The sequence below is a fragment of the Streptomyces sp. NPDC004752 genome, assembly GCF_053601275.1.
On the sequence record NZ_JBSGBN010000039.1, the window covers coordinates 1 to 15398 of the forward strand.

Annotated in this window: 10 protein-coding genes and 1 pseudogene; 3 read left to right on the plus strand and 8 right to left on the minus strand. The window is 74.0% G+C overall.

Features of this window, described 5'->3' with window-relative positions:
• From ACWEKM_RS18205 to ACWEKM_RS18225, 5 genes and pseudogenes are all read right to left on the minus strand, one after another.
• Positions 1-840, minus strand: an 840-nt coding sequence (locus ACWEKM_RS18205; protein WP_451622187.1) for an SDR family NAD(P)-dependent oxidoreductase, incomplete at its 3' end; no start/stop codon positions are given.
• A 232-nt stretch (positions 841-1072) separates the two neighbouring features.
• Positions 1073-2416, minus strand: coding sequence for a wax ester/triacylglycerol synthase family O-acyltransferase (locus ACWEKM_RS18210; protein ID WP_451622188.1), 1344 nt, complete (start codon positions 2414-2416; stop codon positions 1073-1075).
• A 145-nt stretch (positions 2417-2561) separates the two neighbouring features.
• Positions 2562-4892, minus strand: a complete 2331-nt coding sequence (locus ACWEKM_RS18215; protein WP_451622189.1) for a GH92 family glycosyl hydrolase — start codon at positions 4890-4892, stop codon at positions 2562-2564.
• Positions 4893-5066: 174 nt separating this feature from the next.
• Positions 5067-5630 (minus strand): annotated as a pseudogene (locus tag ACWEKM_RS18220) (glycosyltransferase); the annotation flags it as partial.
• Between the two features lie 21 nt (positions 5631-5651).
• Positions 5652-6431 carry a (2Fe-2S)-binding protein gene (locus ACWEKM_RS18225; RefSeq protein WP_451622237.1) on the minus strand — a complete coding sequence of 260 codons (780 nt, stop codon included), beginning with the start codon at positions 6429-6431 and terminating at the stop codon, positions 5652-5654.
• Positions 6432-6713: 282 nt separating this feature from the next.
• Here ACWEKM_RS18225 and ACWEKM_RS18230 point away from each other — a divergent pair, with 282 nt between their 5' ends.
• Positions 6714-7841, plus strand: a complete 1128-nt coding sequence (locus tag ACWEKM_RS18230) for a DMT family transporter (protein WP_451622190.1) — start codon at positions 6714-6716, stop codon at positions 7839-7841.
• Between the two features lie 10 nt (positions 7842-7851).
• Here ACWEKM_RS18230 and ACWEKM_RS18235 read toward each other — a convergent pair whose 3' ends face one another.
• Positions 7852-9099, minus strand: coding sequence for a transglycosylase family protein (locus tag ACWEKM_RS18235; RefSeq protein ID WP_451622191.1), 1248 nt, complete (start codon positions 9097-9099; stop codon positions 7852-7854).
• 298 nt (positions 9100-9397) lie between these two features.
• On the opposite strand from ACWEKM_RS18235, the gene gndA reads away from it, so the two are divergent.
• Complete coding sequence (gene gndA, locus ACWEKM_RS18240) at positions 9398-10837, plus strand: NADP-dependent phosphogluconate dehydrogenase (RefSeq protein WP_451622192.1); 1440 nt, start codon at positions 9398-9400, stop codon at positions 10835-10837.
• A gap of 1037 nt (positions 10838-11874) precedes the next feature.
• On the opposite strand, the gene ACWEKM_RS18245 is transcribed toward gndA, so the two are convergent.
• Together ACWEKM_RS18245 and ACWEKM_RS18250 are read right to left on the minus strand one after the other, a co-directional pair.
• Entirely contained in the window at positions 11875-12219 is a 345-nt protein-coding gene (locus tag ACWEKM_RS18245) for a GNAT family N-acetyltransferase (RefSeq protein ID WP_451622193.1), read from the minus strand.
• A gap of 128 nt (positions 12220-12347) precedes the next feature.
• Complete coding sequence (locus ACWEKM_RS18250; RefSeq protein ID WP_451622238.1) at positions 12348-14225, minus strand: ABC transporter ATP-binding protein; 1878 nt, start codon at positions 14223-14225, stop codon at positions 12348-12350.
• 171 nt (positions 14226-14396) lie between these two features.
• On the opposite strand from ACWEKM_RS18250, the gene ACWEKM_RS18255 reads away from it, so the two are divergent.
• Entirely contained in the window at positions 14397-15374 is a 978-nt protein-coding gene (locus tag ACWEKM_RS18255; RefSeq protein ID WP_451622194.1) for a lysylphosphatidylglycerol synthase transmembrane domain-containing protein, read from the plus strand.
• Positions 15375-15398 lie beyond the last annotated feature (24 nt).

The following is a 15398-nucleotide window of genomic DNA, read 5'->3' on the forward strand; positions in this document are numbered from 1 at the left end:
CTCGGCGGCCGGCAGCTCACCGGCCGGCAGCGGGGCGGACTCGGCGGCGACCAGTTCGCCGTACGCCTGCGGGGAGCGGCGCACCGTCTGCGCCGCGTTGTTGATCAGGATGTCGAGCGGGCCCTCGGCGGCGACCGAGTCGGCCAGCGCCACCACCTGGGCGGGGTCGCGCAGATCGATGCCGACGATCTTCAGGCGGTGGATCCACTCGTCGCTGTCGGGCTGGGCCTTGAAGCGGCGGATCGCGTCGTTCGGGAACCGCGTCGTGATCGTCGTGTGCGCGCCGTCCCGCAGCAGCCTGAGCGCGATATACATGCCGATCTTGGCCCGGCCGCCGGTGAGCAGCGCCCGCTTGCCACTGAGGTCGGCGCGGGCGTCGCGGCGGGCCCGGTTCTCGGCGGCGCACTGCCGGCAGAGCTGGTGGTAGAAGTAGTCGACCTCGACGAAGCGCTGCTTGCAGATGTAGCAGGAGCGCGGGCGCTGGAGTATCCCCGCGATCCGGCCCGTCTCGGTCATCGAGGAGGGCAGGATGCCCTCGGTCTCGTCGTCGATGCGCTGCGCGGAGCCGGTCGCGGTGGCCTCGGTGACCACCTTGTCGTGGGCGGTCTTGGCAGCCCGGCGCTCCTGGCGGCGGCGCTGCTTGACCGTGCGGTAGATGTGCGAGGTGGCGCGGCGCACCTTGATCGCGTCGGGGTGGTCGATCTCGATCCGGCCCAGTTCCTCCAGCACGCCGAGGCACACCGCGAGGCGTTCGGGGTCGATGCCCGGACCGTACGCCGCGTCGTCACCGGGCGCCGACGCCCTCTCGGGGGCCGTCGGGCCGTCCTCTGTCACCGTCATCGCGCTGCCGTTTCCCTGATCACCGCGGGGCGCTCCGGTCGCGCCCGCCGTCGAACGCGGAATTTTACGGAGCGCCCGGCCGCACCGCCAAACCCAGTCACACCGCCGAGCCCGATCACACCGCCAAACCGGGCCGCACCGCCGAGCCCGGCCGCACCCACCGCCGAACCCGTGCGGCACCGGTCGGCGGCGTGGGCCGGGCGCCGCGGCGATCAGGGCCCGCTCGCCGCGCTCATGCCTCGCAGACCGTGATCAGGGCTTCGACCTCGTCGGTCACCGCGCGGGCCAGCCGGTCGAGGTCGGGCACAGCCCGTGCGTCCGCGACGAGTCCGTAGTGGACCCGGCCGCGGTAGGTCGAGATCGCGACCGCGAGGGACTGGCCGGGGGCGAGCGGGGCGAAGGGGTAGACCTCGGTCAACTGGTGGCCGCCGAGCCGCAGGCCCAGGCCGGGCAGCGGCACGCTGGTGACCAGGATGTCGAACCAGAGTCGGGCGGCCTGGCCGACGAACGGTCCGCCGATCCGGTGCCCCAGCGCGGGCACATGGTCGGCGAGCAGCGCCACGGCGCCGGCGCCCCGGTTGGGTCCCGCGTCCTTGTTGCGGTCCATCGCGGCACGGACCGTGCCGAGGCGGCGCAGCGGGTCGGGCTCTCCCACGGGGAGCCGTATCAGGTACCCGGAGAGCCGGTTGCCCTGCGGGTGCGCGGCGCGCGGGCGGCGCTTGGAGACGGGGATCAGGGCGCGCGGGGCGACCCCTTCGCTGCCGTCGCCGCGCTCGTCGAGCCAGCGCCGCAGGGCGCCCGCGACGACGGCGATGAGGACGTCGTTGACGGTGCCGCCGACGGTTTTCCGGATCCGGTGCACCTCGTCGATGTCGAGGACGACGCCCGCGGTGCGGCGGGTGCCGCTGGGGGCGGAGGTGAGCGCGGCGGACGAGCGCACGTCCAGGCCGGACAGGGCGACACAGGCGCCGATGTCGAGGGCGCGGCCGATGTCGGACAGGGCGCCGCGCAGCAGACCGGGCAGCCTGCGCACATCGGGCACCGTCCGGCGTGGCGGCTCGGCGGGGCGGGGGTCGCGGCGTGGCAGGTCCACCGGGTCGAGCACGCCGGCGGCGAGCTTGAGCGCCCGCAGACCGTCGGCCAGCGCATGGTGGAACTTGAACAGCACGGCGAAGGAGACACCGTCCGCGCCGGGCAGGACGTGCGCCTCCCAGGGCGGCCGGTCGCGTTCCAGCGGGCGCTGCATCAGCCGGCCCGCGACGGCCTGGAAGTCGTCGGTGGGGGCGTGCAGCCGCACGTGGTTCAGGGGGTCGAAGGCGGGATCGGGTTCGCGGGCCGCACCGCCGAAGGCGAGCGGGATGGCCAGCGGGGATCCGGTCGGCTGCCACACGTCCCGGATGCGCATGCGCAGTCCGGGCACGGCGGCGGCGCGGGCGGCGAGCAGGTCGGCGGCGTGCGCGCCGGCGGTGGGCGAGTGTGTGCCGAAGACACCGAGCGCGCCCAGGTGCATCGGGTGCAGGTCGGACTCGATGTTCCAGAACGCCAGGTCGAGGGGGGCGAGCAGATGGGATGTCAAGGGCTTGCCTCGCGTCGGCGGAGGGTGGACGAGCAGTCAACCCCCGAGCGGCAATTACGGTCAAGTACGATCAGACTACGCACAGTTAACGTCAGATGAAGGTCCCGCTCCTCCGAAAGGGGCGGGACTCATGAGCCGCTTGAGGTCACGTCAGGGCAGGTGGGGCCGCCTGCCGTGAGGTACCCCACTCTGACGGGCGCGGGCCGACCGTGAACGCGAGCGACCGCAGGGAGCGCAGCGCACCCGTCGTCAGATACGTCCGGCGGTAGGGCACCCCGTCTGCGTGGACCGTCCGGACGTAGCGGTCGGCGGCCGAGGTGCCGGGCGCGGTGATGGTCAGCCCGCCGCTCGGCCAGTGGTGCCGGTCCAGGATCAGCTCGACCCGGTCGAAGACGGGCGTGGACAGGCCCCAGGTGCCGTATCCGGGCTGGATCGGGAAGAGCCCGATCGAGGAGAGCACATGCCAGGCGGACATGGTGCCGAGGTCGTCGTTGCCGGTGATGCCGGTCGGCGTGCCGGTGAAGAGGGTGAGCGCCGCGTGCACCACGTCGGTGGTCTTCCAGGGCTGACCGGTCGACAGATAGGTGTACGGGGCGATGAGGTCGGGCTCGTTCTGCGGGTTGTACTTGTCCGCGTGGTAGTACGCGTACGGATCGCCGTGCACCCACACCTGACGGGCGGTGCCCGCCGGGTCGGCCAGCAGCCGGTCGTAGGCGAAGAACGCGTCCAGCCGGTCGTTCGCCACCCGCTCGCCGCCGATCAGGTCGATCAGCCCCGGCAGGTCCTGCGGGACCAGCCACTGGTACTGCCAGGCGGTGCCCTCGTGGAAGCCGACGCTGTGCGCCGGGTCGGCCGGTCCGGTGAAGGCGCCGGAGGCGTCCCGGGCCCGGAAGAACCCGGTCGAGGCGTCGAAGACAGTGCGGTAGTTCCGGGACCGGGCCGCGTACCGGGCGGCGTCGCCGGTGTGGCCGAGGCCGCGCGCCATCTGCGCGAGCATCGCGTCGGACAGGGCGTACTCCAGGGTCACCGAGCCGCCCTGGTGATAGTCGGAGTCGCCCAGCTTGGCCTGCGGGCGGCCCTTGTCGTACGGGGCGAAGCCGTGCGCGAGGTACTCGGCGTTGGCCTCGCGGCCCGCCATCGGCAGGCCGGCCGGCGGCACACCGTCGGCGTTGCGCCGCAGCAGGCGGTACGCCCGCTCGTCGTACCCGGCGGCCCCGGCGAGCAGTCCCTGCTGGTAGGCGGTGGTCAGGAACGGGGTGACCGGGTCGCCCGTCATGATGTTCGTCTCGACCGTGCCGTAGCCCCACTTGGGCAGCCAGCCGCCCTCCTCGCCGACCCTGACCACCGACACCGCCATGTCGCGGGCCTCGCGCGGCGCGAGCAGGGCGAGCAGTTGGCACTGGGTGCGGTAGGTGTCCCACAGGGACCAGTTCTGGTAGTACGTGAAGTCCCGCGCACGGTGCACCCGCAGGTCCCAGCCCCGGTAGCGGCGGTCCGCGTCGCTGCCGACGTTCGGCGCGAGGAACGACCGGTACAGCGACGAGTAGAAGGTGCGCCGCCGCGGCTCGTCGCCGCCCGTGACCCGGACCGTGCCGAGCCGCTCCTCCCACGCCCGCCGGGCCGCGTCGCGCACGGCGTCGAAGGAACGGCCGCCCTCCGCCCGCAGGTTGACCTGCGCGCCGTGCGCGTCGACGTACGACAGGGCGGTGGTCGCCGTGACGGTGCGCTCCCGGGTCGTATCGAAGCGGAGGTAGGCGCCCCCGGCCCCGGTCCGCGCACCGGGCGTGACGGTGGCGCGGTCCCAGGTGCCGTACGCCGTGAACGGCCGGTCGAAGCGGGTCAGCGTGTACACGGTGTAGGGCAGGGTGTCCCGGCAGAAGCCACGGCCGGTGATCTCGGTGCGCACCGTCCGGTCGTCGAGGATCTCCACCTTGCCGGCGACCGCCTTGTGCAGCGACTGGGCCGCGTTCAGCAGCACATTGGCCTTGTCGGTGGCGGGGAAGGTGTAGCGCTGCACTCCGGTGCGGGCGGTGGCGGTGAGTTCGGCGTCGATCCCGGAGGACAGGCCCACCCGGTAGTAGCCGGGGCTCGCCCGCTCGTCGTCGTGCCGGAACCCGGCCGCGTACCGGGCGTAGTCCGTCTGTGTGACGTCTCCGGTGGTCGGCAGCGCGGGCAGGTCGCCGCCGATGCGGCAGCCGACGCCCGAGAGATGGACCAGCGAGAAGCCGCGGATACGGCTGTGGGAGTAGTCGTAGCCGGTGCTGTGCCCGGTGTCCGGGGACAGTTGCACCATGCCGAAGGGCACGGCGGCGCCGGGGAAGGTGTTGCCCTCGTTCTGGGTCCCGATGAACGGGTCGACCAGGTCGGTGAGGTGGCCGACGGTCGGCTCGGCGGCCCGTGCGGCGGGGGTGGCGAACAGCGCGGACGCCGCCATCACCCCGGCCAGGCACAGTCGCGGACGCCGGGTCACTCTCATCTCGGATGACCTCCGGATCTCGACATCGATGTCTGCATCCTGAAGGTCCGCGGGCCGGAAGGCCGGGGATCCCGCGGGGGGTCCGCGGCGCGTCACCCGCGCGGCGGTGCCGGTACCGAAAGCGGCGGGCGCCGACGGCGGCCCGTCAGAAGACCGGCTGCCCTTTGCGGCCCGTCAGAAGACCGGCAGCCCCTTGCCGAGCACGATCACCCCGCCCGCGGAGACCGTGTACAGCTCGGCGTCCCGCGCCGGGTTGACGCCGATGGTCGCGCCGGGCGGCACGTCGACGTTCTTGTCGAGCACGGCCCCGCGGACCACCGCGCCCCGGCCGACGTGAACGTTGTCGTGCAGCACCGAACCCTGGACGACGGCGCCCGGGTCGATCACCACGCCCGGGGACAGTACGGACCGGGTGACCTGACCGCGGATCAGGATGCCGCCGACCCGTGACGCCACCACCGCAGTGCCGCAGGCCATCGCCTCCAGATTGACGATGCCGAGCGGCTCGTACCCCGACGGGCAGACGAACACGGCCGCGTGCGTGAGGAGTTGGACGACGTCGGCACGCGGCAGCATCCGCGTGATCCAGTGCACTGCGGCGCGGACCCGGCTCAGTTCCCGGAACAGGTCGCGGAACTCCCGGTCGATCTCCGGGGTGTCGGGGGCACCGGCGCACAGCTCGACCTGGGCCGCCGGGTCGATGTCCTGTACGGCGCGCAGCAGTTGGGGCACGCCCTTCGCACCCGCCACCCCCTGGCCTCACCGGCCGGTCCCCCCATGGTCGCCCGGACGGGGCACGCGCGAGGAAGGGCGCGGCGGGCGGGTGAGGCAGCAGTCGCCGCAGAGCCCGCCGCCGGGAACCCGGTAGTACAGGCAGCAGCTCCGGCGCCGGAAGGCGGTTTTGGTGAGGGTGCCGGTGGGGCTCAGCAGGGGGTGGGTGAAGAGTTCGGCGGTGAGCGCGCGGGCCCGGTCCGCGACATCGCCGCGGCCGCTGGCGCGCGCCCAACGGTCCAGTTCGCGGGCCGCCCCGGCGAGCGCCGAACCGGCGTTCCCCCACAGGAGGCCCGCGGCGATCCCGTAGCGGGCGCGCAGCGCCCCGCCCAGGGGCCGAAGGTGTGCGTCCAGCACGGTGTCCGCGAGCACGGCGGCCGTCCCGGGCAGGGCACGCACCTCGGTCAGCCACAGGTCCTCGGGGGCACCGGCCTCGGGGTCCCAGCGCAGCAGTCCCGGGGCGAGGCCGGGTACGCGGCCGTACAGGGCGGCGCAGCCGAGCGCCGCCGACCACAGCCGGGCGGCGAGCCCCTGCTGGGCGACGGACGCGCACACCCGAGGCTCCGCGGCGCGCAGACGCCGGGCCACGACCCGCACACGGAAAGCGAGCGGGATTCCGTAAACATCCGACCTCGTGTCGGCGTAGGCGTCCGCGAGCGTCGGCAGCCGCCGGGACGGATCCGCCCCGGCGGCCCCACTGGTGCGCAGCACGAAGAAGCCGCCGAGCGGGCGGAGCGCGGCGAGATCGGGGTCGAGGTCAGGGGCCAGGTCAGGGGTGGGGTCGGGGTCGGAATCGGGGTCGAGGTCGGGGTCGAGGTCCACGAACAGGAGTAGTACCAGGGCCGTTGACGGCGCGGGGCGACCGGGGTCCACCCTGCGTCGCCCACCCGTGGGATGACAGGGGGCGGACCGTACTCCATCGGCAGTAGGACCCATTGCCTGCTCAGGTACGACGACGGGAAGCCCTCGGACGGGCAGAGTGTTCGCCATGGAAGACGATCGTTCGCCGCACCGGGCCCGGTGCCCTCGCTCCGCGCAGAGGAGCGGCTCATGAGTGCCCTCGCGTTGTCCGTGGTGCTCTCGTTCGTCTCCGCCGTCGCCTACGCGGGCGGAGCGATCGTGCAGGAGCGGGTGGCGGTGTCTTCCTCCCCGGACGACCGGTACGCGGCGGTGCGCCGGCCGAGTTGGTGGGCGGCGATGGCGCTGAACGGACTCGGCGGGCTGCTGCACGTGGTGGCGCTGGCCTACGGCCCGCTCAGCCTGGTGCAGCCGCTGGGTGCCCTGACCATCGTGTTCGCGCTGCCCATGGCGGCGCTGTTCGTGGGGCGCAGGGCCGGGGCCACCGCCTGGCGCGGCGCGATCATGGCCACGGTCGGCCTCGCGGGTCTGCTGTCCCTGGTCGGCACGTCCGACGCCCACTCGCTCGACGGCCCCGCCCGGGTGGCGGTCGCGCTCGTCACCGGCGGTGCGGTCGTGGCCCTGATGATCGCGGGCCGTATGACGCACCGGCATTCCGCGGTGCGCAGCGTGCTGCTCGCGAGTGCCTCCGGCATCGCGTTCGGCATGTCCTCCGTGTTCACCAAGACCGTCGCGGTCGACTGGAGCAGCGGGATCGTCCTGGCGGACCTGCCGTCGCTGACCGTGATCGGCGTGTTCGCGGTCTGCGGCGTGCTGCTGTCGCAGTCCTCGTACCGCGGTGGGGGCCTGGCCGCGCCGCTCGCCACGCTGACCGTGGTGAACCCGGTGCTGGCCGCCGCGGTCGGCCTCACCCTGTTCGGCGAGACCTTCCGGTACGGCTCCACGGGTACCGTCCTCGCGCTCGGCTGCGGTGTGCTGGCGGCGGGCGGACTGGTCCTGCTGACGACCGAGCGCCTCGCGCCCGCCCTGCGGCCCGACGAGCCTCAGCCCGTGTCCGCCATCGGCGGGCCGGGGGCGGGCGGGGAGCCGTGTGTGGTGCTGCCGCGGCAGCGCTCCGCGGCGGACCGGGCGGAGCCGGACGCCGGTCCGACGGCCGAGGAGAGGGTGTTCGGAGCGGGGCCGGGCGGCGTGCGCGGGGGTGACGGCGGAGCGCAGATGTGGGACGCGTACACGCTCTCCGCCTCCTGCGGCCCGTTCTACAGCGGCGTCCCGGTACCGCCGCCGCGCCAGGATCGGCACCGCGCGCCGGTCGGATCCTGACGCCGCCGGGTCAGATCGTGACGCCGCCCGCCCGGAGATAGGCGACCGGGTCGATGTCCGTGCCGAATCCGGGCCCCGTCCGCACCTCGAAGTGCAGATGCGGGCCCGTGGAGTTGCCGGTGGATCCCGAGCGGCCGATGCGCTGCGCCGCGGTGACCGTCTGGCCGGACTTCACGGAGATCGCCGACAGATGGGCGTACTGCGAGTAGCGGCCGTCGGCGTGCCGGATCACCACCTGGTAGCCGAAGGAGCCGCCCCAGCCGGCCGAGACCACGTGCCCGGCCGCGACCGCCTTGACGGAGGAGCCGGTGGGCACGGGAAAGTCGACGCCGGTGTGATAGCCCTTCGACCAGTGCGCGCCCGAGGCGTGGTACGGCGTGCCGGTGGCGGCCTGCACGGGCGCCACGAGGGAGTGGGCGCCCGCCGACGCATGGCCGCTGTCGGCCGCCTTTTTCGCCGCCGAGGAGGACTTCTTCGCCTCCGGCGGCGTCTTCTTGGTTTCCGGGGCCTTCTTCTGCCGCGGGACCTGCTTCGCCTGCGGGGCCTTCTTCTGCTGCGGGGCTCTCTTCTCCGGTGTACCGGTGCCGGAGCGGCTCGCGGCCGTCGGGGCGGCCTTGGCGCGCAGGTCGAGCCGCTGACCCGGCAGGATCAGATCGGGGTCGGAGCCGATCGTGCTCCGGTTGGCCGAGTAGAGCCGCTGCCAGCCGCCCCGCACCCGCTGGTCCCCGGCGATACCGGAGAGGGTGTCGCCGTGCACCACCGTGTACATCCGTGCCTGGCCCGCCCGGGACTGCGGCGTGGTCTGCGGCCGCACATCGTGCGCCGGGCTCTGGGCGGGCCGGGTCGCGGCGCTCTGGGTGTGCGTGCCGGGGGCGGCGCCGCCCCGGGCGAGCCCCGCCCGGGTCGAGCATGTCGGCCAGGCGCCGGGCCCCTGCCCGTCGAGCACCTGCTCCGCCACCGCGATCTGCTGGGCCCGGGTGGCCAGATCCGCGCGTGGCGCGTATGCCGTGCCGCCGTACGCCGCCCAGGTGGACTGGGTGAACTGCAGCCCGCCGTAGTACCCGTTGCCGGAGTTGATGCTCCAGTCGCCGCTCGACTCGCAGGCGGCGACCTTGTTCCAGGTGGCCACGTCGGCCGCGTCGGCCGTTCCGGCGCCGATCAGCGGGATCGCGATGCCGACGCCGCCCGCCGTGGCCGTGAGCGAGACGCGGTTGATCCTGTTCGGCTGGTACCGGCGGTGCCGGCCGCGTACGGCCATGGAGAGCCCCCTCGACTTGCGCAGGAGCGGCCAAGGTAAGCGCCGCGAACAGGCCATGACAAGACGGCAATCGGCCGCCCCGCCTCACAAGTGACCGGGAATCCACCCCGGTTGGGATAGGGATGAGGCGGGTGGGGCTCGGCGTGCGTATCTGCCTGTACGGCCGGACCGACCAGGACGCAGCGACCGGAACAGTCAGGACGTGCGGGTGGCGTACCGGCACGTCGGGATGGTCGCGGGCAATACTGGCGGCACGACCGGCACCACCGATGTCCAGGATGCTTGAGGAGCCAACCGTATGAGCACGTCAGCCCAGATCGGCGTCACGGGTCTCGCGGTCATGGGCCGCAATCTCGCCCGTAATTTCGCGCGCAACGGGTACACGGTCGCGGTGCACAACCGGACCGCGACCCGGACCCGGGAGCTGGTGAAGGGGTTCGGCCACGAAGGGGACTTCGTCGCCGCCGAGACCGCCGAGGAGTTCGTGGCGGCGCTGGAGCGGCCCCGACGCCTGGTCGTCATGGTGAAGGCGGGCGACCCGACCGACGCGGTGATCCAGGAGTTCGCCCCGCTGCTGGAGCCCGGCGACATGATCATCGACGGCGGCAACGCGCACTTCAGGGACACCCGGCGCCGCGAGCGCGAGCTGCGCGAGCAGGGCATCCACTTCGTGGGCACGGGGATCTCCGGCGGCGAGGAGGGCGCGCTGCACGGGCCGAGCATCATGCCGGGCGGCTCGAAGGAGTCGTACGGATCCCTCGGGCCGATGCTGGAGAAGATCTCCGCGAAGGCCGCGGACGGGGCGCCCTGTGTCACCCATGTCGGCCCCGACGGAGCCGGGCACTTCGTGAAGATGGTGCACAACGGCATCGAGTACGCCGACATGCAGCTGATCGGCGAGGCGTACCAACTGCTGCGCGACGTCGCCGGCTACTCCCCCGCGCAGATCGCGGACATCTTCCGCACCTGGAACACGGGCCGTCTCGACTCCTATCTGATCGAGATCACGGCCGAGGTGCTGTCCCACGTGGACGCGGCGACGGGCAAGCCGTTCGTGGACGTCGTGGTGGACCAGGCGGAGCAGAAGGGCACCGGCCGCTGGACGGTGCAGATCGCCCTCGACCTGGGCGTGCCGGTGTCGGGCATCGCCGAGGCCGTGTTCGCCCGCTCGCTGTCGGGCCACGCCGCGCTGCGGGAGGCGTCGCGGAACCTGGCCGGGCCGAAGCCGGCCGCGCTCGCCGAGGCGGAGGCGGCGGCGTTCGCCGACCGGGTGGAGCAGGCCCTGTACGCGTCCAAGATCGTGTCGTACACGCAGGGCTTCCACGAGATCGCCGCGGGCAGCGCGGAGTACGACTGGAGCATCGACCTCGGCGCGGTCTCCGCCATCTGGCGCGGCGGCTGCATCATCCGGGCGGCGTTCCTGGACCGCATCCGCGCCGCGTACGACGCCCGGCCGGATCTGCCGAGCCTGCTGTCCGACGAGACGTTCGCACGGGAGATCGCGGCGGCGCAGGACGACTGGCGCGAGGTGCTGGTCGCGGCGACCCGGCAGGGCGTCGCGACTCCGGGGTTCGCCGCGGCGCTCGCCTACTACGACGCCCTGCGCGCCGAGCGGCTGCCCGCGGCCCTGACTCAGGGGCAGCGGGACTTCTTCGGAGCGCACACCTACCGCCGCGTCGACCGCGACGGCTCGTTCCACACACTGTGGGGCGGGGACCGCTCCCAGGTCGAGGCGTAGCAAAGCCCCGGCCGCTGCGGCGGGTGGCCCCTGCGGGGTCGCCCGCCGCCGTCGTGTCAGGTCAGCGGCGGACCCGGTTCGGGGCTCGGTACGGGTTCCGGGCCGGGCGGGATCGGGGACGGCGAGGGCTCCGGGGGCGGCCCCGGACGCGGAGCCGGCGGCGGAGTGGGGACCGGGCCGGGCGCCGGGGGCGGTTCCGGGGCCGGCGGCGGCTCGGGGGGCGGTACCGGGCTCGGATAGGGGTCCGGCGGCCGGGGGCCGGGACCCGGCGTGGGTCCGGGCGGGGCGGGTTCGGGATGCGGATTGCTCATGACGTCCTCCGGCGGGCCACTCGACATCGCCACTGGACTACTCCTCCACGTACCCGGCACCACGTCCACCACTCACCAGGGCGCACCGGTATCGCGTCCGCGCCGGCGACGGCGCGAGAGTCCGGCGTCCCCGGTCGAGTACACCTGCGGGCGGGCCCGCGCGCCTGCCCGGGCGGGGGTGGCGAACACCGCGGGGTGCGGAGGACGACGGGCGCGTCCGGGCTGAGCACGGCCGTGCTCGCGGCGGCGACCACGAACACCCCGGTGAGCATGCGCCGCGGGCTGCCGTCGGCGGCAACGGGCGCCGGCAGCGGGCGACGGCCCGCCCTGGACGCCTCGAACAGGCCCTCGTCCGCGCACAGTTGGACGAGCACCAGGATCAGCGCGAGGAGCACGAACGATCACCGGCAGCAGGGCGCGCGTCCGCTGCCAGGCGCCCGCGGCGGACACGGCGCCTACCGTCACGGTGCTTCCGCCACGGCGCCCACCATCACCACGACGGCCGCGGCCGGGACAGCCGCAGTGGCCCCCGGAAGCCCGCGCGGACCGGCAGCAGCGCGCGCCCGCTCCAGGCGCCCACCCCCACGACGGCAGCCGCCGCCGGGGCAGCCACGGCGCCCCCGCCACGGCGACGGCCGCCTCCGAGAGCCCCCGCGGCCGTACGACGGCGCAGGCCGGCACGCCGAGCAGCAGGACCACCGGGACGGTCTCGGCCGCCTCCCCCGGTCAGAACCGGCCGGGGTGGGCCGCCAGCCAGGACTTCGCGGCCCGCAGCAGTTCGCGGTCGGCGGGCGGCGCCTCCTCGGGGTGGCGGGCGGCCCACTTCACGACGTACGGGCAGAGCGGGGCCACCGGGACGCCCTCGCGCCCGGCGAGGACGTACAGCTCGCGGGCCAGGGAGCCGGCGATGCCCTTCCCCTCGTGCGCCGGTTCCACGATGGTGTGGACGGGGACCAGAGCGCGCCCCGGTGACTCCAGGACGAAGTACTCGATGTGACCGACGACTTCGGCGCCGGAAACGGCTTCCAGTCGGCCCGCCGCCCGGTCGTCGCGGATCTCGATGTCACTCATGGCTACGCACCTTCCGGCTTCCTCCTGCTTCGGTCGGCCGAGCGTAACCCATGGTGATCAGCGGCACGGCGGCGCGAGGGGCCGACGGGGGCGAGGGGCCGAGGCGGGCTGGGCGACGGGGCAGGCGATCAGCCCGCCGCCGGTTCCGTGTCCTGCCCCTCGAACTGGGTGCGGTGCAGCTCGGCGTACCGCCCGTCCGCCGCGAGGAGTTCCTCGTGGGTGCCGCGCTCCACGATGCGCCCGTCCTCGACCACCAGGATCAGATCGGCGGCCCGGACCGTGGACAGCCGGTGGGCGATCACCACGGCGGTCCGGCCCTCCAGGGCCTCGGCGAGCGCCTCCTGGACTGCAGCCTCGGAGGTGTTGTCCAGATGGGCGGTGGCCTCGTCGAGGATGACCACGCGCTGCCGGGCCAGCAGCAGCCGCGCGATGGTCATGCGCTGCCGCTCGCCGCCGGAGAGCCGGTAGCCGCGTTCGCCGACCACCGTGTCCAGGCCGTCGGGCAGCGACCGTACGACGTCGTCCAGACGGGCCCGTGTCAGCGCCTCCCACAGTTCGGCGTCGCCGGCCGCGGGGCGGGCCAGCAGCAGGTTGGCCCGTACCGTGTCGTGGAAGAGATGGCCGTCCTGGGTGACCATGCCGAGGGTGGCCCGCAGCGAGGCCGCGCTCAGCTCCCGGACGTCGACGCCGCCGATCCGCACCGCGCCCCCGTCGACGTCGTACAGGCGCGGCAGCAGCTGCGCGATCGTGGACTTCCCGGCGCCGGAGGAGCCGACGAGGGCCACCGTCCGCCCGGGTTCGGCACGGAAGGAGATGCCGTGCAGGACCTCGGCGCCGCCGCGCGTGTCCAGGACGGCGACCTCCTCCAGGGAGGCGAGGGAGACTTTGTCGGCGGACGGGTAGCCGAAGCGGACGTCCGCGAACTCGACCGCCACCGGCCCCTCGGGCACCTCGCGCGGGTCCGGCCGTTCCGCCAGCAGCGGCTTCAGATCGAGCACCTCGAAGACCCGCTCGAAGCTGACCAGCGCGCTCATCACCTCGACCCGGGCGCCGGCGAGCGCGGTCAGCGGCGCGTACAGCCGGGTCAGCAGCAGCGCCAGCGACACCACCGCGCCCGCCTCCAGGCTGCCGCGCAGCGCGAGGAAGCCGCCGAGCCCGTAGACCAGGGCGAGGGCCAGGGAGGACACCAGGGTGAGGGCGGTGATGAACGCCGACTGGGCGGTCGCCGTGCGGATGCCGATGTCCCGCACCCGGCCGGCGCGGGCCGCGAACTCCGCGGACTCCTCCTCCGGCCGGCCGAAGAGCTTCACCAGGGTCGCGCCGGGGGCCGAGAAGCGTTCGGTCATACGGGTGCCCATCGCCGCGTTGAGCGCCGCGGCCTCGCGCTGCATCCGGGCCATCCGGCTGCCCATCCGGCGGGCCGGGAGCACGAACACCGGGAGCAGCACCAGCGCGAGCAGGGTGATCTGCCAGGACAGGGTGAGCATGACGGCGAGGGTGAGCAGCAGCGTGACGACGTTGCTGACCACTCCCGACAGGGTGTTGCTGAACGCCCGCTGGGCGCCGATGACGTCGTTGTTGAGACGACTGACGAGCGCTCCCGTACGCGTGCGCGTGAAGAACGCGACCGGCATCCGCTGCACATGGTCGAACACAGCCGTGCGGAGGTCGAGGATGAGTCCCTCCCCGAGCGTCGCCGAGAGCCGTCTGCCGAGAATGCCGAGGGCCGCCTCGACGACCGCAATCAGGGCGATCAGCAGGGCCAGCCGGACGACGGTGCCCGTGTCCCCGTGCGACACGATCGCTTCCACGACGCGGCCGGCGAGCACCGGCGTGGCGACGGCGAGCAGTGCCGTCACCACCCCGAGCAGGACGAACCGGGCGATGCGGCGGCGGTGCGGGCGGGCGAAGACGGCGATACGGCGCAGGGTGGCGCGGGCCAGCGGGCGGCGCTCCTGCTGGGCCGTCATCACGCTGTGCAACTGTGTCCAGGCTGTGGTCTCCATGCTCATGGACGAGAACGTAGGACCTTGAGCTACGTTGAGGTCAACTGCGGAGGAACAACACCCCGCGCGAGGGACCCGAGACGCCCCTCCGCTCACCCGCTACCCGTACGTAAGCCGCCGTCCGCGATCCGGCCACCCGCCGTTGACGCGGAGCGGAAAACCTCTTCGGATGTGACAGCGGCACCCCTCCCCGATCCCCGCAGGGGGCGACGTCTTCTGCGGCGCCTCCCCCTCCGCCAGGTCCTGTGCCTGGCCCCGCTCGTGCTCGTCACCGCGGTCGCGGTGCAGCACCGCTCGGTGCTCGCCGAGGGCTTCGGCCATCTGCGCACCGCCTCCTGGCCGTGGCTGCTGGCGGCCGGCGGCGCCACCTGCCTGACCTGGGTGGCGGCCGCGGTGACCCGGCAGGGTGCGGTCGTGCAGCCGCTGCCCAAGCGGCGGCTGCTGGCCACGCAGTTCGCGGCGAACGCGGCCAACCATCTGCTGCCGACGGGGCTGGGTTCGAGCGCGGTGAACCTGCGCTTCATGACCGTGTGCGGGGTCCCGCTCGCCCGTTCGTCGGCCGCGGTCGCGCTGTATCTGCTGGCCGAGTCGGTGGGCCGGGTGGGTCTGCTGGCCGCACTGCTGATCGCCTTCCCGCACGCGCTGCGGGTGGGCGGCCTGCTGCCCACCGGGGCGCTCGGCCCGCTGCTGCTGGTCGTCGGCGCGCTGCTGGCGGTGGCGGCGGGCGTGCTGGCGCTCGTCCGGCGGCTGCGCACGGCCGTGTGGTCCTTCCTGCGCAGCGCGCTGGGCGAGGCACGCTCGGTGCACACGCGTCCGTCGCGGGCGCTGGCCCTGTGGGGCGGGTCGCTGGCCTTCCCGGCGCTCCAGGCCGCCGGTCTCGCCGCGGTGGGACGGGCGCTGGACCTGCCGGTGGCGCCGGCGCACATGGCGCTGGCCTATCTCGCGGCGACGGTGGCGGTGGCGCTGGTGCCCACGCCGGGCGGCCTCGGCTCCGTCGAGGCCGCGCTGATCGTGGCCCTGGTGGCGGCGGGCGGACCGGTCGCGGTCGCCACCGCGGTGGTCCTCGCCTACCGGATCATCACCGTGTGGGTGCCGCTGCTGCCGGGGGCGCTGACACTGGGCGCGCTGGTGCGGCTGAAGGTGATCTGAGGCACAGTGGGCCCTTCGAGCCGA

Excerpts from the sequence above, each read along its gene's own strand:
- ACWEKM_RS18215 (WP_451622189.1), bottom strand. The coding sequence starts at position 4,892 with ATGAGAGTGACCCGGCGTCCGCGACTGTGCCTGGCCGGGGTGATGGCG.
- ACWEKM_RS18230 (WP_451622190.1), top strand. The coding sequence starts at position 6,714 with ATGAGTGCCCTCGCGTTGTCCGTGGTGCTCTCGTTCGTCTCCGCCGTC.
- ACWEKM_RS18235 (WP_451622191.1), bottom strand. The coding sequence starts at position 9,099 with ATGGCCGTACGCGGCCGGCACCGCCGGTACCAGCCGAACAGGATCAAC.
- gndA (WP_451622192.1), top strand. The coding sequence starts at position 9,398 with ATGAGCACGTCAGCCCAGATCGGCGTCACGGGTCTCGCGGTCATGGGC.
- ACWEKM_RS18245 (WP_451622193.1), bottom strand. The coding sequence starts at position 12,219 with ATGAGTGACATCGAGATCCGCGACGACCGGGCGGCGGGCCGACTGGAA.
- ACWEKM_RS18250 (WP_451622238.1), bottom strand. The coding sequence starts at position 14,225 with ATGGAGACCACAGCCTGGACACAGTTGCACAGCGTGATGACGGCCCAG.